This window comes from Caulobacter sp. 602-2 (assembly GCF_011043625.1).
In the GTDB taxonomy this organism is placed as follows: Bacteria; Pseudomonadota; Alphaproteobacteria; order Caulobacterales; family Caulobacteraceae; genus Caulobacter.
In genome coordinates this window covers 49,336-70,240 of record NZ_JAAKGT010000009.1, presented here as the reverse complement: position 1 = coordinate 70,240, position 20,905 = coordinate 49,336, and the positions used below count along the sequence as shown (strand labels likewise).

Here is a 20,905-nt window from a genome sequence, read left to right as displayed (position 1 = left end):
CTCTGACGGGGTCTTTAGGACGCGGAAGCCGACCAGGGAGCGCGAACACGCCTCCCCAATCGATTTTTCATCCATATTTCCCGGCAAAGCCGCCTTCGTCGGCAATAGTTCGCCGCCGAAGATCATGGGCAGGACATTAGTTCGTCACAGTTCGGCCGTTATATCGCGACCGAAAGACATGTATTCTATTTAATAGTTTTGTGAATTCATTCTAGAAATACATAGATACTGATGGATACCTTCTCCATCTTGAAGGTTGTGAATGACAGCGTCTCGCCGCTGGAGGCGGATCGGACGGCCCCGCGACCGCCCGGCTTTTGGGCGCCGCAGGCGTTTGCGGGTGAATCGGAGCGCGCCGTTCCCCCTTCCCATGAACGTATCGATCCGCCCGATCGCCGCGCAGGCGGGGAAGCTCGGAGACGGGATCGGGCGATCACCTCAGCGCCGCCGGGAGACCCGCCAGATGACGTCGCCGACGTCGTCGGCGACCAACAGGCCGTCGCGCAGGTCCAGCGCCACGCCCACCGGCCGCCCCAGGGCCTCGCCGTCGGCGTTGAGGAAGCCCGTCAGGATGTCTTTCGGCGGACCCGACGGCTTGCCGCCGGCGAAGGGCACGAAGACCACCTTGTAGCCGCTGTGGGGCTTGCGGTTCCACGACCCGTGCTGGCCGATGAACGCCCCGCCGCGCGACGGCCCAAGCAGGGCCGAGCCGCCGTCGAAGGCCAGGCCCAGCGAGGCGGTGTGCGGCCCCAGCGCATAGTCCGGCTTGATCGCCCGGGCCACCAGGTCCGGCCGCTGCGGCTTGACCCGCGCGTCCACGTGCTGGCCGTAATAGCTGTAGGGCCAGCCGTAGAACCCGCCGTCCTTCACCGAGGTCATGTAGTCGGGCACCAGATCGCTGCCGATCTCGTCGCGCTCGTTGACCACCGTCCACAGCGCGCCGGAGGTCGGCTCCCAGTCCATGCCGTTGGGATTGCGCAAGCCGGTGGCGAACAGCCGCTTGGCGCCGGTGGCCACATCGATTTCCCAGATCGCGGCCCTGCCCTCTTCTTCCGCCAGGCCGTTCTCGCCGACATTGCTGTTGGAGCCGACGGTGGCGTAGAGGCGCGTTCCGTCGCGGCTGGCGATCAGGCTCTTGGTCCAGTGGTGGTTGCGCGGCCCGGCCGGCAGGTCGGTCACCCGCTGGCGCGGCGCGGTGATGGCGGTCTCGCCTTCCTTGTACGGAAAGGCCAGCACCGCGTCGGTGTCGGCCACGTAGAAGGTTTCGCCCACCAGGGCCATGCCGAACGGCGAGTTCAGGCCCGACAGGAAGGTCGAGCGCAGGTCGGCGACGCCGTCGCCGTTGGTGTCGCGCAGCAGGGTGATGCGGTTGGCGCTCTTGGTCGCCGCGCCCGCGCGCTTCATCACCATGCCCTGGATCTTGGCCTTCAGGCCCTTGCCGTCCTCGGGCTTGGGCGGGGCGTTGGTCTCGGCCACCAGCACGTCGCCGTTGGGCAGCACGTGGATCCAGCGCGGATGATCCAGCTTGTCGGCGAAGGCCTGCACGACCAGCCCTTCGGCCGGACGCGGCGCGCCGCCGGCCGGCCAGCCCCTGGCGGGCGCGATGTTGACCGTCGGCAGCAGCGTCTTCTTGGGCGCCGGCAACTGCGGGTTCGCGCCGGTGCCGGCGGCCACGTCGAGGTCGGCCCGCTCGCCGCAGGCCGCCAGGCTCAGCGCCGCCGCGCTCGCGGCGACGACCAGCAGCCGCTGCATCAGGCGCGTCGGCGGAACAGGCCCAGCAGGGCCAGCAGCACCACCGCGCCGACGGTCGAAACCACCAGGCTGCCGATCCAGCCGGTCGCCCCCAGGCCCAGCATGCTGGCCAGGAAGGCGCCGATCAGCGACCCGACCAGGCCCACGACCAGATTGGTCAGCAGCCCGTGGTCGCGCTTCATGATCTTCTCGGCCAGCCATCCGGCGAAGATACCGATGATGATCGCGCCGATGAAACCCACGCCGTTCATGCCGTCTTCCTCCTGCAGCCCTTGGCGGTGAGGGAAATGCGCGGAGTGCGGCAGAGGTTGCCTTGGGCCGGCGCGAGCCCCCTCCGGCCCTCCGGGCCACCTCCCCCAGAGGGGGAGGATCTATCGCTGCAGATGCTCCCCCTCTGGGGGAGCTGTCGCGGAGCGACTGAGGGGGCCGCGCGGCGGAAGGTCTTGGCGACGCGCCAGGGTCGAGCCATGGTCCGCGCCTTGCATCGCGTCGAGCGCCCCATGGTCCACCCCGTCTTCGCCGACCTGCCCGTCACCGTGTTCGAGGAGATGAGCGGTCTCGCCCGTGAGCTGGGGGCGATCAACCTGGGCCAGGGCTTCCCGGACGACCAGGGGCCGATCGCCCTGCGGCGCAAGGCCGGGCAGGCGCTGATCGAGGGCTCCAACCAGTATCCGCCGATGCGCGGCCTGCCGGAACTCCGCCGCGCCGCAGCCGGCCACTACGGCCGCGCCCAGGGCCTGGACCTGGATCCCGACCGCGAGATCATCGTCACCTCGGGCGCGACCGAGGCGCTGGCGGCGGCCTTCCTCAGCTTGATCTCGCCCGGCGACGAGGTGGTGCTGTTCCAGCCGCTCTACGACGCCTATCTGCCGATGGTGCGGCGCGCGGGCGGGATCCCGCGCCTGGTGCGCCTGACCCCGCCGCACTGGCGGTTCGACCAGTCGATGCTGGAGGCCGCCTTCAGCGACAAGACCAAACTCGTGGTGCTCAACAGCCCGCTCAACCCGGCCGGCGTCGTCATGCCCGACGAGGACCTGGCCCTGCTGGCGCAGTTCTGCGTGCGCTTCGACGTCACCGCCGTCTGCGACGAGGTGTGGGAGGCCGTGGTCTTCGACGGCCGCGCCCACAAGCCCCTGATGACCTTCCCCGGCATGCGCGAGCGGACGGTGAAGATCGGCTCGGCGGGCAAGATGTTCGGCATGACAGGGTGGAAGGTCGGCTTCCTGTGCGCCGCCCCGCCCCTGGCCCGCGCGCTGGCCGGCGCCCACCAGTTCCTGACCTTCACCACCCCGCCCAACCTGCAGGCCGCCGTAGCCTTCGGGCTGGACGCGCCGGGCGACTGGTTCGAGGCCATGCCGGCCGGCCTGCAGCGCTCGCGCGACCGGCTGGCGACGGGCCTGCGGCAGGCGGGTTTCACCGTGCTAAGCAGCGGCGGCACCTACTTCCTCAATGTCGACCTCGCCGCCTCGGGCATCGAGGAACCCGACCGCGCCTTCGCACTGCGGGCGGTGCGCGAGCATGGCGTGGCGGCCATTCCGGTCTCGGCCTTCTACGCGGAGGATCCGGTGACCAGCGTGCTGCGGCTGTGCTTCGCCAAGGGCGACGACGTGCTGGACGCGGCGGTGGAGCGGCTGGCGCGGGCGCGCGCCGGCTAGGGATGCGCCGCGGCCCAGTCCATCACCTCCTGCAACGGCGCGACCCACACCTCTTTCGGATTGGCTTTCAGCCAGGCCAGCAGTTCCCGGTGCGCCGGGTTCGACACCTGCAGGTAATCCCCGCCCACGCCGTGGAACAGGAACACCGCCACGCCGCCGCCGGCCGCGGCGCTCTTGGCGAAATCGATCAGCTGGGCGCCGGTGACGCCTTCGGGAAAGCCGCGCGAGGGCACGTGCATCGGATCGATCTTCGCGCCGGCCAGATCCTGCGGCGTCGTCACCACGCCGCGCGCATAGGTCACCAGGTTCGAGGCCCGCAGCGCCTCCAGATAGTCGACGCCGCCGGCCTTGCTGGCCCCGCAGGGCGTGGCGAAGCCGTGGCGGGCCTTGCCGTCGATGGCGGTCAGCAGGACGTTCTGCTGCTCGATCTCCTTGAGCAGGCTGGCGGGGGTGTAGGCCTCGGCGACGTAGCGCGGATCGGCCGGAAAGCTGGCGGCCGGGCAGGCGTGAAAGATCGTGTGGTTGGCCAGCTCGTGCCCGCCGGCGGCGACGGCGCGCCAGCGCGGAATGTCGGCCGCCTTCACGCCCGACAGGAAGAAGCTGCCCTTGAGGCCCGCCGCGTCCAGCGCCGGTACGGCGTTGTCGAGCTGTGAGGCCAGGGCGTCGTCATAGGTCAAGGCCACGGCCGCCTTGGCGCCGTTCGGCCATTGGGCGGCGTTGGCGGCGGTGATCCCGCACGCAAGGCTAATGACGATCGCCAGCAGCGCCTTCATCGGCCGCCCTCTCCCTTTGTTGTTGGGGGACGCTAGGGGCGGCCGGGGAAGGAGGCAACGGGATTAAGGAAAACAAATTTCCCCCTCCGCTCTCGATTGTCATCCCCGCCGCAGCGAAGCGGAGCGCCGGGATCTCCCACCGTTCAGAATCCGCAAGCGTGGGAGGTCCCGGCTCTACGGACCGCTGACGCGCTCCTTCGGCCGGGATGACAATGATGGGGACTGGCGAAAGCGCCCCCTAAGCCGCCACCCGCTCCTCGTCCCGCACGCTGCGGCGGAAATCCCGAGGCGAGCAGCCGTACTGGTCGCGGAAGGCGCGGCTGAAGTGGGCGCTGCCGTTGAAGCCCCAGCGAAAGCAGATCTCCGAGATCGAGAGGCGCGCGAACTGCGGGCTGGCCAGGTCGTTGCGGCAGCGCTCCAGGCGGCGGGTGCGCAGATAGTGGCTGAAGGTCTCCTCGACGCCCTCGAACAGCTTCTGCACGTAGCGCGGCGAGACGCCCTCCTCGTCGGCCACCCGGCGGATGGTCAGGTTCGGGTCGGGCAGCAGGGTCTCGATGGTCTGGCGCAGGCGCTGCAGGTGGGCGCTGCGGGCGTCGGTCGGCCAGGCCGCGCCGCGCTCCTCGCCGGCTTCCAGCAAGCACAGGCCCAAGAACTCGGCCAGGGCCAGCTCCACGGGGCGCAGCTGGTCGACGGTCAGGTCTTCCAGCGAGTCGGCGGTCGAGCGCAGCAGGCCCGACAGGATGTGCTTGACCCCGCCCTCCCCGCGCAGCCGGCCGACCCGCAGGGCGCGCGGCGCGACCAGGCGATGGTTCAAAGCGACGCGCGGCGCCCGGACGAACATCAGCCGGCAGCGGGTGGAAAGGCGCAGGGCGGCGGCCTGGCCGGTGGGGCCGAAGGCGATGTCGCCGACCGTCAGGTCTTCGGCCAGGTCATCGCTGACCACCGCCGCCTGGCCGTCGAGCAGCACCGCCATCCACACCGCCGCCGGCTGGTTGGTCAGGCGGCCCGAGATGGTCTGGGCCCCGGCGTTGACCAGGGCGAACTCGATGCCCAGCGGGCTGGTCAGGCAGACCACCGAGGTCGAGGCCGGCTCCAGCTCCGACAGCCCCTCGACCGGCAGGCCCAGGCGCGACATGGCCTCGCGCCAGGCGTCCGAACGCTCGGCCCGGGGATAGCTGTCGGTGCTGAACGACCAGGCCCGCAAGGCGGATCAGGCCTTGGTCGGGAAGATGTCGCGCGGGATGCGCACGTGGCAGCCCTGCTTGCCGTCGACCACCTGGGTGACGCCGAAGTCGGAGGCCACGCTCATCAGCGAATAGGCGTCGTTCTTGCTCAGGCCCACGTGATCGGACAGCAGGCTCAGCATGTTGAGGGAGGCTTGCTTCATGGCCACGTTCAGGTCCTCGTCGAACCCGTGGACGATCCACCACTTGGGGGTCTCCAGCAAAGGCCCGGGGGTCTCGAAATCCTTCCGCAGCACGATCTGCATCAGGACGTTGAGCGAACTTTCGATCGCGGTGCCTGAAAGTTCGCCATCGCCCTGGCTGACGTGGGGATCTCCAATGGAGAACAGGCCGCCCTCCACCTGCACGGGATAGTACATCGTCGCCCCCGCGCCGATGCGCCAGTTGTCGATGTTGCCGCCGTGCAGGCCGGGCGGGATGGTGCTGACGCGACCGTCGACGGCCGGCGCGACGCCGGCCGTGCCCAGGTGTGGTCGGGCGGGAATGCGCACGCCCGGCAGCGCGCTCTGGCGGTCGCATTCGGGGCAGTTGGTGATCGTGCCCGGCGTCAGGTACTTGCCCGGAAAGTCGTAGGCGTAGAGGGCGCTGGCGGTGTTGAAGTCGGCGTCCAGCTCGTAGATCGTCACCCGCTCCTTCTCGCCGAACTCCTTGTAGAGATAGCCCCAGTTGGCCGCGAGGTTGGAGCCGTAGCGGTTGCGCGGAACCATGCGCAGATAGCGCACCTCCAGTACGTCTCCGGGCTTGGCGTCCTCGACATAGATCGGGCCGGTCATGATGTGGACGCCGGGATTGCGGTCGTCCTCCGGCACCTCGGTGAAGATGCGGGTGACCGCCTCGTCCATCATCAGGTCGGGGGCGTCGCCCGCGTGGTGGGTGATGGCCTCGGCCTGGATCAGGTCGCCGCTCTTGATGCGCAGGGCCGGCTTGATCGAGGGATCGAAGTATCCCCAGTGGATGGTCTCGGGCGTGGCCTTCAGGTGGTGCAGGGCGCCGGGCGCGACGTCCGGGCGGACCTGGCCGGGTTCGCAGATGAAGGGCATCGGAAGTGTCCTCTCAGGCGGCAGCCAGCGTGACGCTGGTCATGCTCAGCGAGCCGTGCTCGATGTGGTCGGGGGAAAAGCGGGCGACGTCGCCGGGCAGGCGCGCGCCCAGCACGTAGAGCAGCGGCCAGTAGTGGTCGGCCGTCGGGACGGCGCGGCGGGCGTCCTCGCCCAGCTTCTCGAATTCGACGGCGGTCAGCGGCTGATCATCCGCGATCGCCGCCTTGATCGCCTCGTTGAAGCGCTGCGACCAGTCGTAGGGCGCGCAATGCCGGTCGCCCCAGTCCATGGCCGGCAGGTTGTGGACGATGTTGCCGGTGCCGACGATCAGCACGCCCTCGTCACGCAGCGGGGCCAGGCGCCTGCCCATCTCGTAGTGCCAGTCGGGCGACTTCGTGCCGTCCATCGACAGCTGGATCACCGGCACGTCGGCGTCTGGATACGCCTTGCACAGCACCGACCAGGTTCCGTGGTCCAGGCCCCACTGGCGCTCGTCCAGCACCACCGGGATCTCGGGCGACAGCAGGTCGCGCACGCGGGCCGCAAGCTCCGGCGAGCCGGGCGCCGGGTACTGCACCTCGAACAGGGCGCGGGGGAACGAGGCGCCGAAGTCGTGGATGGTGCGCGGGCTGGTCATGGCCGTGACGCCGACGCCCCGGGTGATCCAGTGGGCCGAGACGCAGAGGATGGCCTTGGGCTTGCCGTGCGCGGCCTCGATCTCCTCGGCCATGGCCCGCCAGGTCCTGGTGGTGTCGTTGGTCTCCAGCGCGATCATCGGGCTGCCGTGACCGAAGAAGACGACGGGAAGGCGCGAGGTCATCTCAGGCGGCCTCCACCGGAGCGGCCGGGGTCTCAGGCCCCTTCATCCGCGCCCACTGGGCCTGGTAGCGCGGGGCGAGCCAGCGATTGAACTGCACCTGCGCCCCCTCCTGCCAGGAGTAGCGGCCGCGGATGGCGAAGCGCGAGCGCAGGCCCTTCTGGACCAGCTCGTCGACATGCATGTCCTGGGCGATGATCTGGCCGGCCGAGGTCATGATCATCTCCAGCCGCTCCTTGAAGCCGTAGCTGTCACGCGCGCCGGGGGCGACCAGGATGCCGGTGTCCTGGGCCATGGTCTCAGGCCCCGTGGGGCGCAGTATCAGGTAGATGACCATGTCGCTGGTCATCACGAGCGACAGGGTCGGCGGGATGTTGGCGAAGGTCGCCCGGCCCCGGTCCTCGTCCGACAGCTTGGGGAAGATCGGCAGCACCGCCTTCTGGGTCGGATTGAAGCTGGCGTCCGGGTGCAGAGTGCCGTTGTAGCGCAGGAAGCCCGCGTCGCCGGGCGCGGCCTCGGGGAAGCTGGCCAGCTCGCTGGGGATGAAGTCGTGCAGCACGCCGCGGTGCAGCTTGCTGGCGTGGTAGCCGTCGTTGTTGTTCTCGAACATCACCTTCCAGTTCCAGGCGAACTGGCCGGTCATCGGTTCGAGCGCCTCGGCGGCCTCCAGGTCGAAATTGGCGATGGCGGCTTCGACGGCCTTCAGGCGCGGGGCCAGGGGCTCGGCGTCCGCATCGAAATTGACGAAGATGAAGCCCAGCCAGATCTCGACCTTGAAGGTCGGCAGGCTGATCTTCTTCTTGTCGAAGCCGCAGGTGCGGTCCATGGCCGGGGCGTTCACCAGGTCGCCGTTCAGCGAATAGACCCAGTGGTGATAAGGGCAGACGAAGCCGCGGGCGTTGCCCTTGCCCTCGGCCACCAGCATGGCGCGGTGCTGGCACACCGACGACATCGCCTTGATCTCGCCGGCCCGGTTGCGGGTGACCAGGATCGGCTCGCCGACGATCTCGGTGGTGAAGAAGTCGCCGGGCTCCTGCACCTGGTCCACACGGCCCACGCACAGCCATTCGCGGTCGAACAGGGCGGCCTTCTCGAACTCGTAGAAGGCAGCGTCGGTGTAGCAGGCCGGCGGCAGGGTCTCGGCCGCGCCCACCTCGTGGGTGGAGCTGGACAGCCCGTCGAAGAAGGCGTCGCTGAACAGGGTCACGGCCGGGCGCTCGCTTTTGGGAGAAGACCCCTCAAGGCTGGCGCCGCCAAACGCCCCGGTCTTGCTCCAGCGCGCACGAAAACTTGGTCAGCGGCAGGCCCGGGCCGCACGGTCGCCCGCCGATCGGGCGCTGCTGTCGCCGTGCTGCGCAAGGACCCCGCTTTTGACCATACGCGCACGAGAGGCGGGCAAGAGACAGTGCGCGCTGAGGCAAGACCGTGATTTTTCAGCCGCCTAGGCTCATCGCCAGACAGTCACCAAAGGTCGACCCCATGCTTGCCGAAGCCCCGCCCGTCCTGGCCAGGAAGCCGCTGAAAGACGACTTCGGCGCGGAGATCCTCGGCGTCGACCTGCCGACCGCCACCGACGCCGAGCTCGACGGCGTGGTCGCCGCTTTCCACGCCCACGGCGCGGTGCTGGTGCGCGACCAGAAGATGACCCCGGACGACCTGATGGCCTTCATCGGCCGGTTCGGCGATCCGGAGGACCACACCCAGACCCGCTTCACCCTGCCGGGCTATCCGAAGATCTTCATCCTCTCCAACCGCGTGGTCGACGGAAAGCCGATCGGGGCCCACAACGACGGCGTCGGCTGGCACACCGACTACAGCTACAAGCCGCAGCCCGTCATGCTGACCATGCTCTACTGCGTGGAGGCGCCGGAGGAAGGCTCCGACACCCTGCTGGCCGACGGCTGCGCGGCCTGGGAGGCGCTGAGCGCCGAGAAGCAGGCCGAGCTTCTGCCGCTGCGCCTGCACCACAGCTACAAGCACTTCATGGCCACCCGCGAGTTCGGGGCCCAGATCCTGTCGCCCGAGATGGAGGCGGCCAATCCCGACGTCGAGCACCCGCTGATCCGCACCCACCCGGCCGACGGCCGCAAGGCGCTGTGGCCCTCGACCGGCACGGTGACCAAGGTGATCGGCAAGCCCGGCCCGGATGGCCTGGCCCTGCTGGACGAGCTGGTCGAGTTCATGACGCAGGAACGCTTCGTCCACCGCCACAAGTGGCGCGTCGGCGACATCCTGATGTGGGACAACCGCTGCACCCTGCACACCGGCACCCTGTACGACGACAAGAAGTACTTCCGGACCATGCACCGCTTGTGGGTGAAGGGCGACGCGCCGTTCTGACCCTTTTTCTTGTCATCCCGGCCGAAGGCGCGAAGCGCCGTAGAGCCGGGATCTCCCAGGCCGGCCGTCGACGTGGGAGATCCCGGCGTTCCGCTACGCTCCAGCCGGGATGACACATTAGGGTGCGGGCCGCCTTCCCCTCTTGGAGTTCAACAATGACCCAGACCTGGCTGATCACCGGCGTGTCCGGCGGGCTCGGGCGCGAGATCGCCGCGGCCGCCCTGGCGCGGGGCGACGTCGTCGCCGGCACGGTGCGCAGGGCCGCCGACGTCGCCGCCTTCGAGGCCCTGGCCCCCGGCCGCGCCCACGGCCTGGTGATGGACGTCACCGACCCGGTCGCCGTGGCCCAAGCCGTGAAGGCCGCAGAGGCCCTGACCGGCCGGATCGACGTGCTGGTCAACAACGCCGGCTACGGCCTGGTCGGCGCGGTGGAAGAGGCCTCGCTCGACGAGGTGCGCGCCCAGTTCGAGACCAACGTCTTCGGGCCGCTGACCGTGCTCAAGGCCGTGCTGCCGGCCATGCGGACGCGGCGCGCGGGCCGGATCGTCAACATCACCTCGGTGTCGGGCCTGGCGGTCTGGGCCGGCACCGGCGTCTACTGCGCCAGCAAGTGGGCGCTGGAGGCCCTGACCCAGTCCCTGGCCGCCGAGGTCGCCGAACTGGGGATCAAGGTCGTCAACGTCGCCCCGGGCGGCCTGCGCACCAGCTTCGCCAAGGGCTCCAAGACCATCGTGGCCGACAAGATCGCCGACTACGAGGGCCTGGCCCGCGACGCCGAGCGGATCATGGCCGACCATGCGGGATCCGAGCCCGGCGATCCGAAGAAGGCCGCGCTGGCGGTGCTGGCGATCGTCGACGCCGAGAACCCGCCCCTGCACCTGCTGCTGGGCGACGACGCCCTGAAGTACGCCGCCTACGCCGCCGACGGCCTGAAGGCCGACATCGACGCCTGGCGCGAGCTCTCCCTTTCCATCGCCTTCGACTGAACGAGGACTTCCCCGTGACCAACACCCTGATCTTCGTCGACCTGGCCAGCGACGACCCCGCCAAGGCCGGCGAGTTCTACGCAAAGGTGTTCGGCTGGCAGAACGACGCCCGGCCGCAGGGGATCTATCACCGCATGGTCCCGGGCGGTCAGTTCAAGAACCCCGACGGCTCCGACAGCCAGATCGGAAACCTGCACCTTGGCATCTTCGACGCCGCCAACGCCCGCCCGCATCCGGAGGTGGCGGGGGTCGAGCCGCGCACCCTGTCGACCGACGGCCGCAAGCCGCGCATCTGGATCCTGATCAGCGACGACGACAGCGCCGACCGGATCCTCGGAACCGCGCAAGACCTGGGCGCGACCCTGCTCTGGCGCGATCACTACTGGGCCGAGTTCAACGGCTACAACCACGCCTTCCGCGACCCCTGGGGCAACGAGATCGTGCTGTGGGGCAAGGCGGGGCAGAACCCGCAGGTGCCGGAGAGCTTCAGCAAGGAATGATCCCTCTCCCCTTGCGGGAGAGGGTGGCCCGCGAAGCGGGTCGGGTGAGGGGTCGAAAATCCTGTCCGCTGCGGCGGCGGACAGGCTGGGCGTGGCGTCAAAAGTCTGAGAGACCCCTCATCCGTCATCCTTCGGATGACACCTTCTCCCGCAAGGGGAGAAGGACGCTTTGCGCACCTGCGAAGCCCCATATTGCACCGCACCCAACACCGGCGCATCATCCCGCGATAATCATAAAAGACCGCCGGGAGCGCGAGGATGTCGGACAAGGCCTATCAGCACGCGCCCGATCCGCCGTGGATCTTCCGGACCTATGCCGGCCACTCGACGGCGCAAAAGTCCAACGCGCTCTATCGCTCGAACCTGGCCCGCGGCCAGACGGGCCTTTCCGTCGCCTTCGACCTGCCCACCCAGACCGGCTACGATCCCGACCACATCCTTTCACGCGGCGAGGTCGGCAAGGTGGGGGTGCCGATCAGCCATCTGGGCGACATGCGCGCCCTCTTCAGCGAGATCCCGCTGGAGAAGATGAACACCTCCATGACCATCAACGCGCCGGCCGCCTGGCTGCTGGCGATGTATGTGGCGCTGGCCGACGAGCAGGGGGCCGATCGGCGCTTGCTTCAGGGCACCACCCAGAACGACCTGATCAAGGAATACCTGTCCCGCGGCACCTACATCTTCCCGCCGGGCCCGAGCCTGCGGCTGATCGGCGACATGATCGCCTGGTGCTATCGCGAGGTTCCCAAATGGAACCCGATGAACGTCTGCAGCTACCACCTGCAGGAGGCCGGCGCGACGCCCGAGCAGGAGCTGGCCTTCGCCCTGGCGACCGCCATCTCGGTGCTCGACACCGTCCGGGCCGGCGGTCAGGTGCCGGAAGAAGACTTCGAGATCGTCGCCTCGCGGATCAGCTTCTTCGTCAACGCCGGGGTGCGGTTCGTCACCGAGCTCTGCAAGATGAGGGCCTTCACCCAGCTGTGGGACCAGATCCTGCTGGAGCGCTACGGCGTGCAGGACAAGAAGGCCCGCCGCTTCCGCTACGGCGTGCAGGTCAACAGCCTGGGCCTCACCGAGCCGCAGCCCGAGAACAACGTCTACCGCATCCTGATCGAGGCCCTGGCGGTGACGCTTTCCAAGGACGCCCGCTGCCGCGCCCTGCAGTTGCCGGCCTGGAACGAGGCGCTGGGCCTGCCGCGCCCGTGGGACCAGCAGTGGTCGCTGCGGCTGCAACAGGTGCTGGCCTACGAGACCGACCTCCTGGAATACGAAGACCTTTTCGCCGGCAGCCACGTGGTCGAGGCCAAGGTCGCCGAGCTGTCGAAGGGCGCGCTGGAGCAACTGGCCCTGATCGACGAGATGGGCGGCGCGGCCAGCGCCATCGACTACATGAAGGCCCAGCTGGTGGGCTCGAACGCCAAACGGGTGCGGGCCGTCGAGACCGGCGAGCTGACCGTGGTCGGCGTCAACCGCTGGACCGACAGCGAGCCCTCGCCCCTGTCGGCCGGCGAAGGCAGCATCGAGACCGTCGATCCGAAGCTGGAGGCCGAGGTCGTCGCCCGCATCCAGGCCTGGCGCGCGGACCGTGATCCCGCCGCCGTCGAGGCTGCGCTGGCCGGGCTGAAGGCCGCCGCGATCGACGGTCGCAACATCATGGAGCCCTCGATCGCCGCCGCCCGGGCCGGGGTCACCACCGGCGAGTGGGCCGGGGCCCTGCGCGAGGTGTTCGGCGAGTATCGCGGCCCGACGGGCGTGGCCGTCGTCGTCTCCACCGGCGAGGCCGAGGATGTCGAGGCGGTGAAGGCCGAGGTCGAGCGGGTCTCGCAGGTGCTGGGCCGCACCCTGACCTATCTCGTCGGCAAGCCGGGCCTGGACGGCCACTCCAACGGCGCCGAACAGATCGCCACCCGCGCCCGGGCCTGCGGCATGGAGGTGGTCTATGACGGTATCCGCTCGACGCCGGAAGAGATCGTCCGCCGCGCCAAGGAGAGCCGCGCCCATGTCGTGGGCCTGTCGATCCTGTCGGGCTCGCACCTCGACCTGGTGCAGGAGGTCGTGCGGCTGATGCGCGCCGAGGGACTGGAGCACGTGCCCGTGGTGGCCGGCGGCATCATCCCCGAGGCCGACGCCCTGATCCTCAAGCAGATGGGCGTGGCGCGGATCTACACCCCCAAGGACTTCCGCATCACGCAGATCATGGGCGACGTTGTCCGGCTGGTCGAGGCGACGGCGCTGGAGCAGGCTTGAGTCCGGCGCGGCAAGCGCTACCTTTGCGGGCATGAATCCGCTCCGCAAGGTCGCCGACGGCGTCCGCGTCCACATGTCCGCCGCACAGCTTGGCCGCGAGATCGCGCCGACGGCGGCCTGGGGCGGCCTGACCCTGGGCGTCTGGGGCGGTTCGCCCGAGGTGCAGCCGCCGCTGTGGATCGCCGGTTTCGGCCTGGCCCTGGCCTTCTGGATCGCGGGCCGGCGCGAGGATGCGCCCGACCAGCCCTCGCCGGGCGTCTGGCGCGCCAGCCGCAAGACCCGGTTCCAGGCCCGCTGGAAACACCGCCTTCCCTTCGCGGGCCTGGCGATCGCGCTGCTGCTGACCGGCCAGTCCTGGTGGTACGGCGACCTCTGGGGCGTGATCTACGCCATGGCGCTGAACCTGGCCTTCGGCTGGCTGATCTGGCGGCGCCCGCCGCTGGAGCCCGCGGCCGTCGAACTGCGGGTCGACGAGACCGGCGTCTACGATCGCGGCCTGGGCTGGACCATCCCGTGGGCGGCGATCCAGGCGGTGCGCCCGCGCAGCGCCGACCGCCGCGGCAAGCTGTGCCTGCGCCTGGGCCCCAACGACCTGCCCGGCCTCACCCCCGCCGACCGCGCGGTGGGAACCGACATCGAGATCGATCTGGCCCCAACGGCCGTGGGCGTCGACACGGTGCGCGCCGAGATCCTGCGCCATCGCCCCGACCTCGATGCCGCTTCCAGCCAACGGCTCGACGGCGCGATCGTCGTCCCGATCCCCGGCGCGGCCACGGAATCCGACGAGCGCGACGACACCGCCCTGGGCGCGGTCGGCGTCATCCTGATCGCCCAAAACCCCGCCATCCTGCTGGCGATGGGCGGCTCGGACTAGCCGCCGAAGCCGACCAGAGCGCGGAAGGCGTCCTCGGTTCGCGCCCAGAGCGCCGGATCGCGCGGCGCGAAGGAAGGCTTGGCGCTCACCGCCCACATCATCTGCTCGCGCACATAGGCGTCGATGGCCGGGATGCGCGCGCCCACGCCGACCGCCTCGCCGGCCGCCTGCTTGCGGCGGCGCAGGTCCTCCAAGGCTTCGGCGGTTTCGGCCGGCAGGCGCACCTTATCGAGCAGGCGCGGCAGGCTCATTGGCGGTCGGTCGCCCGGATGCTCGCGCAGCCATTGCAGGGCCACCGCCGGCCTGATGACGTAGAAATACTTCTTCAGCCGAACCTCTTCGCGGCCCTCGATGAAGCTGCCCCACTGACGGCGGGCCAGGCCGTGATAGTGGCCGACATCACCGTGCAAATCGCGCCAAGCCAGGGCGATCGGTTCGAACACCGGGCGGAACCCCGGATCCTCGGCATAGAGAATGGGCGAGGACAGCCACTCGGAGACCACCGCGTTTCCGCGCGCCACCAGCTTCAGCGCCTTGCTCACGTCCCAGCCGCCGATGTCGAGATCATCGTCGATCGGGCGCTCGATGACGTCGCGCGACGGGGTCAGGGTCAGATAGTCGGCCACCGGCCGGGCATAGACGAACCGCACGTCGTAGTCGCTGTCGGGCGAGTGGAACCCCCAGGCACGGCTTCCCGACTCCACGGCCAGCAGGATGCGCACGCCTTCCTCGCGAGCGATGGCGTCAAGGCGCTCGACGACCTGGGCGCGGCGGTCTTCGGATACGGCGTCGGCGAAGCTGTGATCGATGGTCATCCTGGCGTTGTGGCCGCCGGAAAGCTTGACCGCAAGGCGTCAGTTCCGCGCCAGCCGCCAGGCCGCCGCGCAGCCCACCAGGGCCAGCGGCGTGAACGCCGCGAACAGCCAGGGGCCGTGGGCGAAGGCGGCGGTCGGGTCGATGCCGTGGCCAAAGCCCAGCAGGTTGGCCATGGCCCCGGCGGCGGCCGAGCCGGCCGCGCCGCCGATCAGTTGCACGGTCGGTACGGCGGACGAGGCCAGGGCCTGCTCCTCGACCGGCGCGCCGGCGATGGTGCGGCGGGCCAGGAACGCCCAGCACAGGCCAAAACCGCAGCCGACGGCCAGCAGCGACAGGCCCGTGCTCCACAGGCCGCCGCGCGTCACGGCCAGGGCCGATAGCGCCACCCCGACCAGGATCACCAGGGCGCCGGCGCGGATGGCCAGGGGTTCTTGCCTGGCCTTCAGGCGCGCGACCAGCATGGCGCAGACGGTCCAGCCCGCGGCGATGCCGCCAGTGACGTAGCCGGCGACCAGCGGCGAGGCGCCGTGGCGGGCCTGGATGAAGGCGGGTCCATAGACGGTGAAGCCGATGGCGGCGGCCTCGCAGGCGAACATGGTCAGAAGGCCAAGGCCGGTGGCGGTCGACAGGTCGGCGGCCGAGCGCGGCAGCAGGCGGTCGGGCGAGGCGCGGTTGACGGCCAGCATCGCCGCCATGGCCGCGACGCCGAGAAGCGCGCAGACGCCCGCGACGGGGGGCGAGGCCACGACCCCGGCCGCGCCGATCAGGCCGACGCCGACGACCAGCAGCAGCAGCTGGCGGCTGGGAATGCGGGTCGCGCCCGCCCGCCGCTTCTCGCCCGGCAGCATGGCCAGCACGGCGACGACGAAGACCACGCCCTGGACCACGAAGGCCCAGAACGCCCCGCGCCAGAAGCCGGCGGCGGCGAACACCCCGCCCAGCATCGGCCCCAGCAGGGTCGCCCCGCCCCACACCCCGGCCACCGCGCCATAGACGCGCGGCCACAGGCTTTCAGGAAACAGGGCCGTGATCGCCACGTAGCACAGCGCCACCACCGCCCCCGCGCCCAGGCCCTGCACCAGGCGGCCGGCGACGAAGGTGACGAAGTCGGGCGCCAGCGCGCTCATGGCGCAGCCGATCGCGTAGACCACGCCCGCGAAGGCCGTGGCGCGCCGTAGGCCAAGCCCCTGCGAGAGCTTGCCGCTGCACGCCCCGGCCACGATCGAGCCGATCAGATAGGCCGCCACCGACCAGCCGAAGTACTGGTGGCCGCCGATCTCGCGGGCGACGCTGGGCATGATGGTGGCGGTGACCAGGGTGTCGGCGGCGTTCAGCCAGATGCCCAGGCACAGCAAGCCGAAACGCGGCAGCAGGGCGCGGTCGAGCAAGGCGGTGCGATGGGCGGACATCCAAGGTCTCTGGTGCGGTCGCGTCCGACCGGGCAGGCGGTCATGCCCGTTTCCGCCCCGCTCGCCAAGCCGCCGCGGCGAACCGGACGGCGCGCCCAGCCGTTGCGGTCTGCGTGAAACCCGCTTCGCCCCAGGCCCTGGCGCTGGCCGAGATCGGCGGCCTGCTGCTGGACGCAGCCCTCGCCGGCCTTCTGCTGCTTGCGCTGGTCGACCGCATCGCGCCGCCGCAGGACCTGGCCTGGAAGCCGTTCTCCATCGATCAGCCGCTGGGCCTGGCCACGGAGGGCAAGCTGGCGCGGATCAGCGCCGATCCGGCCGCCTGCCGTGCGGCCCTGCGCGCCGGCGCCGTCGCCTTCGTCGACCAGCCCGTTCGCGAGGACGGCTTCTGCTCGACGCGCGACGCCGTGCGCGCGCAAAGCCGCCTGTCGCCCGCCGCGCCGGTCATGACCTGTCCGCTGGCCCTGCGCTACGCGGTCTGGGAGCGGCAGGTGCTGGAACCGGCCGCCCGGCGCCTGCTGGACAACGACCTCGTCCGGATCGAGCACCTGGGAACCTATGCCTGCCGGACGATCTACGGCCGCGCCGGTGAGCGGCCCAGCCAGCACGCCAGCGCCTCGGCGCTGGACGTCTCGGGCGTGCGCCTGAAGGACGGCCGCCGCCTGACCATCGCCGGCGACTTCCGCAAGGATGGCCCCGAGGGCCGCTTCCTGCGCGTCGCCCGGGCGGGAGCCTGCGACCTGTTCGGCGCGGTGCTGGGTCCCGACTACAACGCCGCCCACGCCGACCACCTGCACCTGGACCTCAGCTCCTATCGCCTGTGCCGCTGAAACCGCGACAATAAGCGCGGCGCACGCGGGGGTGCGACAGGGGCTCGACGCGCGCTATAGTTGGTCGAGTACCCGACGCGTAGATTCTGGAAATCCCGCCGATGCCGCACGCCGTCCTGGTGATCGACGACGATCCCCTGATCCGCGACTTCGTCGACCTGGTGCTGAGCCAGTCGGGCCACCGCGTGTCGGCCGCGCCCAACGGGACGATCGGCCTGGAGACCCTCAGCCACGCGCGCGCCGATCTGGTGCTGCTCGACATCCAGATGCCCGGCATGAGCGGGCTGGAGGTGCTGCGGCTGATGCGCAAGCATCGCAGGCTGCGCACCCCGGTGATGATGATCACCGCCCGCGGCGACATCGACACCGTCAAGCTGGCCCTGAACGAGGGCGCCAACGGCTATATCGTCAAGCCGTTCACCGCCGCCGACCTGTCCAAGCGCGTCAACGCCCTGCTGGCCCACGAGCCCAAGGCCGCGACGCCGCCGCCGGCCGCCAGGCCCGCGCCCCCGCGCCAGCCCGACACCTTCGAGATCGACTAGCCGTCCGGCCTGATCGAGACGCGTTGCAAGGCGCGCTGCGCGCCCGGCAACAGGAAATCCACGACGTAGCGGCCTTGGCGATCACGCAGCAGCCGCCGGCAGCGACGCTCGTCGAAGCCGGTGACGCACACCTGATCGTCCGTGACGACATAGGCTCCCACCACGGGCGCGCGGTTGAACAGGACGTATCTGCCGTCGGCCCCGAAACTTTCGTCGCCCTTGCCCCCGCCGTACGAGAACCGCGCGCCGACCACCGTCGCCTTGAGTTCCTCGCCGGTCAGCAGCTTCAGCCCTTGCGGCTCTCCCGCGAGCACAAGGCTCGCCAGCAGGATCATCATCCGACCGCCCCCTTCGATCGCCCGACTATCGCAGAAGGAGGATAGCGCGATCCAGAAGCGATCGCCTCGTCAGCCCCGCGCCCAGGCGACTTTCCGCGACCGCACCGACGCCCGCGTCTGCGCGGCGACCACCACCTGGGCCAGGATCGTCAGCAGGTTGCGCATGTCGATCGGCTTGGCGACGTGGGCGTCCATGCCCGCCTCCAGGCAGGTGCGGATCTGGGTGCTCATCACATCGGCGGTCAGGGCGACGATCGGCAGGTTGCGCCAGCGCGGGTCGGCGCGCAGGCGGCGGGTGGCCTCCAGCCCGTCCATCACCGGCATGTTGACGTCCATCAGCACGATGTCGAAGGCCTCGGCCTCGACGGCGGCCAGCGCCTCCTGGCCGTTCTCGACCTCGACCAGTTCGCAACCGAACGGCTCGAGGAACAGGCGGATGACCCGGCGGTTGATGGGATGGTCGTCGACCACCAGCACCCGCCGCCCGCCAAGCGAGGTCAGGGCGTCGAGCTCGAACACCGCCGACGCCTCGGCCGGGGCGATCGCGGCCGGCGCCGGGGCCTCGACGACATCGGCCAGGAACCGCAGGGTGAACAGCGAGCCCTCGCCCTCGCGGCTGCGCACGTTGACCGAGCCGCCCATCAGCTCGGCCAGCCGCCGGGTGATGTTCAGCCCCAGGCCCGAGCCGCCGTAGTTGCGGGTGGTCGAGGCGTCGGCCTGGGTGAAGGCGCCGAACAGCTTGTCCAGCGTGGCCGAACTCATGCCGATGCCGGTGTCGCTGACGGTCAGGCGCACGGCCTGGCGGCCGCTGTTGGGCTCCAGCGCGCAGGCCAGGGTCACCTCGACCCGGCCCTCGCTGGTGAACTTCAGGGCGTTGGACACCAGGTTGGCCACGCACTGGCGCACTCGCACCACGTCGAACATCAGGCACGGCGGCGGATCGCCGTCGACATTGAACGACAGGACGATGCCCTTCTCGCGCGCGGTCGGCTGGAAGCCGTTGACCAGGCGGCCGACGGTCTGGACCAGGTCGCCGGCCGTCGGGGCTATATCCAGCTTGCCGGCCTCGATCTTCGACAGGTCGAGGATGTCGTTCAGCAGCACCAGCAGGGTCTCGCCGGAGTCGATCAGCAGGTCGACCTGCTCGCGCTGCCGGCCCTCCAGGTGGTCGGCGCGCAGGGCCTGGGCCATGCCCAGCATGCCGTTCAGCGGCGTACGCAGCTCGTGGCTCATCACCGCCAGGAACGAGGACTTGGCGTCGCTGGCCGCCTCGGCCCGGCCGCGGGCGTCCTTCAGATTGGCCTGGGCCCGGCGCATGTAGACCGCCCAGGCGATCCCGCCGACCACCAGCAGGGCCATCAGGGCGGCGATGACGCCAGTGGCCTGGGCCAGGCGGCGGGTCAGTTCGACCTCGGCGGTCAGGCGGCGGCTTTCGCTGCGCTTGGCCCGCAGTTCGGCCTCCAGGGCCGACGAGATCTGGGCGGCGGTGGCGGCCTGGGTGGCGCTGGTCTCGCGGGCGTGGGAGACGCGCCAGCGGTCGAACAGGGCGAAGGCGTCCTTGCCGCGCCCCTCCGCGTTGGCGATGTAGGCCTCGACCAGCAGACGGCCGATGGGATCGGGGCGCGCCGCGCGCGGCGGCGCCTGGTCGAGCACCGCCAGGTCGGCGCGGGCCCGGGCCGCGTAGCCGGTGCGCGCCAGGGCCTTGGCCCGCAGGCGCAGCATCGACACCGACACCCGGTCGCGCGGCGCGGCCAGGGCAGGGCCGGCGTCGACCAGGCAGCGCAGAACCGCCCGCGGGTCGTCGCGGGCGTCGGCGATCACCGCGCACAGGTTCTGGTCCCAGGTCAGCAGGTCCTGGTCGCCCGTGGCCTCGCTCATCCGGTGGTGCATCTGGGCGAACCGCTCGGCGGCCTGGATCTCGCCCAGCTCGGCGGCGGTGTAGGCGATGTCGTACAGCCGCTCGATCTTGCGCATGTAGAAGGCGTCGCGCTCGTCCAGCCGCGCGGCCTCGGCCATGTGGTCCAGGGCGCCGTCCTTGTCGCCGATTTCCGACAGCGTGTAGGAGTGCACCTGGTGGGCCTCGGCCAGCAGCGGCCGGGCGATGGAGCCGCGCTCCTCCAGGTCCTCGAACAGCTCGCCGGCGAACTGGCTGGCCTGGGTCCAGCGGCCGCTGCGGGCCAGCAGGCGGATGCGCTCGACCCCGGCCATCAGGCCGATCTCGCGACCCGAGCCTTCCAGGAACCTGGCCCAGCGGGCGTCATCGACGCCGCTAGGTCCCCGGGTCTCCAGCTCGTAGGCGGCCTCCATCATCTCGGCCAGGGTGGTCAGCTCGGCGTCGCCGTCGGAGCGGGCCGTGGCGCGCACGGTGGCGATCCAGTCCTTGAAGGCCTGGTCGACGTGATTGCTCTTGTAGGCGTAGAGCACCCGCCACAGGGCGTAGAGCCGCGTGTCGCCCCGCTGGCGCAGGGCGCGGCGACCCGCCCGCTCGACATCCTCGTTGGCGTGCGGCGCGGGCCCGACCCGCTGGACGCCGATCTCGCGATAGAGCGTCTGCAGCTTGCCCGCCTGGCCGCCGATATCAGGCGACGCGGCGCGGGCCGGCAGGACGCCGGCCAGGGCGACGAGCGCGAGCAGCAGGGACAGGATTCGCTTCAAGCGGCGGGTCCTCGATTGACCCGTATTTCCTAGCGGCAACCTCTTACGCTGACGGTTAATTTCCGACGGGGCGCGTCCCTAGGCCGCACC

General features: G+C 70.3%; 19 protein-coding genes. 8 read left to right on the top strand and 11 right to left on the bottom strand.

All coding sequences use genetic code 11. The annotated features are described in order from the left end of the window. Positions 1-438: 438 nt before the first annotated feature. Entirely contained in the window at positions 439-1,752 is a 1,314-nt protein-coding gene (locus tag G5B46_RS17260; protein ID WP_165260718.1) for a sorbosone dehydrogenase family protein, read from the bottom strand. Continuing rightward, complete coding sequence (locus G5B46_RS17255) at positions 1,752-2,003, bottom strand: GlsB/YeaQ/YmgE family stress response membrane protein (protein ID WP_101717094.1); 252 nt, start codon at positions 2,001-2,003, stop codon at positions 1,752-1,754. Before G5B46_RS17255 ends, G5B46_RS17260 begins: the two co-directional genes overlap by 1 nt. A gap of 249 nt (positions 2,004-2,252) precedes the next feature. On the opposite strand from G5B46_RS17255, the gene G5B46_RS17250 reads away from it, so the two are divergent. Continuing rightward, positions 2,253-3,407, top strand: coding sequence for an aminotransferase (locus G5B46_RS17250; protein ID WP_165260976.1), 1,155 nt, complete (start codon positions 2,253-2,255; stop codon positions 3,405-3,407). Here G5B46_RS17250 and G5B46_RS17245 read toward each other — a convergent pair. The 5 genes from G5B46_RS17245 to G5B46_RS17225 form a co-directional block, all read right to left on the bottom strand. Then, positions 3,404-4,180 (bottom strand): polysaccharide deacetylase family protein, encoded by a 777-nt coding sequence (locus G5B46_RS17245; protein ID WP_165260716.1) that lies wholly within the window; start codon positions 4,178-4,180, stop codon positions 3,404-3,406. The two genes, G5B46_RS17250 and G5B46_RS17245, sit on opposite strands and share 4 nt — an antisense overlap. 238 nt (positions 4,181-4,418) lie before the next feature. Further along, entirely contained in the window at positions 4,419-5,384 is a 966-nt protein-coding gene (locus G5B46_RS17240; protein WP_116567128.1) for a helix-turn-helix domain-containing protein, read from the bottom strand. Between the two features lie 6 nt (positions 5,385-5,390). Then, on the bottom strand, positions 5,391-6,464 hold the full coding sequence (locus tag G5B46_RS17235) for an acetamidase/formamidase family protein (protein WP_165260714.1): 1,074 nt from the start codon (positions 6,462-6,464) through the stop codon (positions 5,391-5,393). A gap of 13 nt (positions 6,465-6,477) precedes the next feature. Next, on the bottom strand, positions 6,478-7,284 hold the full coding sequence (gene ygiD / locus G5B46_RS17230) for a 4,5-DOPA dioxygenase extradiol (protein WP_165260712.1): 807 nt from the start codon (positions 7,282-7,284) through the stop codon (positions 6,478-6,480). Position 7,285: 1 nt separating this feature from the next. Further along, on the bottom strand, positions 7,286-8,488 hold the full coding sequence (locus tag G5B46_RS17225) for an SRPBCC family protein (protein WP_165260710.1): 1,203 nt from the start codon (positions 8,486-8,488) through the stop codon (positions 7,286-7,288). Positions 8,489-8,760: 272 nt separating this feature from the next. On the opposite strand from G5B46_RS17225, the gene G5B46_RS17220 reads away from it, so the two are divergent. The 5 genes from G5B46_RS17220 (at position 8,761) to G5B46_RS17200 (ending at position 14,228) form a co-directional block, all read left to right on the top strand. Further along, the gene (locus G5B46_RS17220; RefSeq protein WP_165260708.1) at positions 8,761-9,621 is read left to right on the top strand and encodes a TauD/TfdA family dioxygenase; all 861 of its coding nucleotides are present in this window, start codon (positions 8,761-8,763) and stop codon (positions 9,619-9,621) included. A gap of 155 nt (positions 9,622-9,776) precedes the next feature. Continuing rightward, entirely contained in the window at positions 9,777-10,607 is an 831-nt protein-coding gene (locus G5B46_RS17215) for an oxidoreductase (RefSeq protein ID WP_165260706.1), read from the top strand. Between the two features lie 14 nt (positions 10,608-10,621). Then, positions 10,622-11,107: a VOC family protein gene (locus G5B46_RS17210; RefSeq protein ID WP_165260704.1), complete on the top strand. Its 486-nt coding sequence runs from the start codon at positions 10,622-10,624 to the stop codon at positions 11,105-11,107. A gap of 258 nt (positions 11,108-11,365) precedes the next feature. Continuing rightward, positions 11,366-13,354, top strand: a complete 1,989-nt coding sequence (locus tag G5B46_RS17205) for a protein meaA (RefSeq protein WP_165260702.1) — start codon at positions 11,366-11,368, stop codon at positions 13,352-13,354. Between the two features lie 31 nt (positions 13,355-13,385). Continuing rightward, positions 13,386-14,228, top strand: coding sequence for a hypothetical protein (locus G5B46_RS17200; RefSeq protein WP_165260700.1), 843 nt, complete (start codon positions 13,386-13,388; stop codon positions 14,226-14,228). Here G5B46_RS17200 and G5B46_RS17195 read toward each other — a convergent pair. Further along, on the bottom strand, positions 14,225-15,043 hold the full coding sequence (locus tag G5B46_RS17195; RefSeq protein WP_165260698.1) for a nucleotidyltransferase domain-containing protein: 819 nt from the start codon (positions 15,041-15,043) through the stop codon (positions 14,225-14,227). The genes G5B46_RS17200 and G5B46_RS17195 overlap by 4 nt on opposite strands. Before the next feature lie 39 nt (positions 15,044-15,082). Further along, positions 15,083-16,453: an MFS transporter gene (locus G5B46_RS17190; RefSeq protein WP_165260696.1), complete on the bottom strand. Its 1,371-nt coding sequence runs from the start codon at positions 16,451-16,453 to the stop codon at positions 15,083-15,085. A gap of 113 nt (positions 16,454-16,566) precedes the next feature. Between G5B46_RS17190 and G5B46_RS17185 the strand changes: the two genes are divergently transcribed. Together G5B46_RS17185 and G5B46_RS17180 are read left to right on the top strand one after the other, a co-directional pair. Further along, a complete protein-coding gene (locus tag G5B46_RS17185) occupies positions 16,567-17,280 on the top strand; it encodes an extensin family protein (protein WP_165260694.1) in 714 nt (237 codons plus the stop codon). Positions 17,281-17,381: 101 nt separating this feature from the next. Further along, positions 17,382-17,822: a response regulator transcription factor gene (locus G5B46_RS17180; protein WP_165260692.1), complete on the top strand. Its 441-nt coding sequence runs from the start codon at positions 17,382-17,384 to the stop codon at positions 17,820-17,822. Here the strand turns inward: G5B46_RS17180 and G5B46_RS17175 are convergent. Then, on the bottom strand, positions 17,819-18,160 hold the full coding sequence (locus tag G5B46_RS17175; RefSeq protein ID WP_165260690.1) for a hypothetical protein: 342 nt from the start codon (positions 18,158-18,160) through the stop codon (positions 17,819-17,821). The genes G5B46_RS17180 and G5B46_RS17175 overlap by 4 nt on opposite strands. A 69-nt stretch (positions 18,161-18,229) precedes the next feature. Then, the gene (locus G5B46_RS17170; protein WP_165260688.1) at positions 18,230-20,815 is read right to left on the bottom strand and encodes a response regulator; all 2,586 of its coding nucleotides are present in this window, start codon (positions 20,813-20,815) and stop codon (positions 18,230-18,232) included. Between the last annotated feature and the right edge of the window lie 90 nt (positions 20,816-20,905).

Coding starts and splice junctions, on each gene's coding strand:
- G5B46_RS17250 (WP_165260976.1), top strand. CDS start 2,253: ATGGTCCACCCCGTCTTCGCCGACCTGCCCGTCACCGTGTTCGAGGAG.
- G5B46_RS17200 (WP_165260700.1), top strand. CDS start 13,386: ATGAATCCGCTCCGCAAGGTCGCCGACGGCGTCCGCGTCCACATGTCC.
- G5B46_RS17215 (WP_165260706.1), top strand. CDS start 9,777: ATGACCCAGACCTGGCTGATCACCGGCGTGTCCGGCGGGCTCGGGCGC.
- ygiD (WP_165260712.1), bottom strand. CDS start 7,284: ATGACCTCGCGCCTTCCCGTCGTCTTCTTCGGTCACGGCAGCCCGATG.
- G5B46_RS17245 (WP_165260716.1), bottom strand. CDS start 4,180: ATGAAGGCGCTGCTGGCGATCGTCATTAGCCTTGCGTGCGGGATCACC.
- G5B46_RS17205 (WP_165260702.1), top strand. CDS start 11,366: ATGTCGGACAAGGCCTATCAGCACGCGCCCGATCCGCCGTGGATCTTC.
- G5B46_RS17190 (WP_165260696.1), bottom strand. CDS start 16,453: ATGTCCGCCCATCGCACCGCCTTGCTCGACCGCGCCCTGCTGCCGCGT.
- G5B46_RS17180 (WP_165260692.1), top strand. CDS start 17,382: ATGCCGCACGCCGTCCTGGTGATCGACGACGATCCCCTGATCCGCGAC.
- G5B46_RS17260 (WP_165260718.1), bottom strand. CDS start 1,752: ATGCAGCGGCTGCTGGTCGTCGCCGCGAGCGCGGCGGCGCTGAGCCTG.
- G5B46_RS17220 (WP_165260708.1), top strand. CDS start 8,761: ATGCTTGCCGAAGCCCCGCCCGTCCTGGCCAGGAAGCCGCTGAAAGAC.
- G5B46_RS17255 (WP_101717094.1), bottom strand. CDS start 2,003: ATGAACGGCGTGGGTTTCATCGGCGCGATCATCATCGGTATCTTCGCC.
- G5B46_RS17175 (WP_165260690.1), bottom strand. CDS start 18,160: ATGATGATCCTGCTGGCGAGCCTTGTGCTCGCGGGAGAGCCGCAAGGG.
- G5B46_RS17195 (WP_165260698.1), bottom strand. CDS start 15,043: ATGACCATCGATCACAGCTTCGCCGACGCCGTATCCGAAGACCGCCGC.
- G5B46_RS17235 (WP_165260714.1), bottom strand. CDS start 6,464: ATGCCCTTCATCTGCGAACCCGGCCAGGTCCGCCCGGACGTCGCGCCC.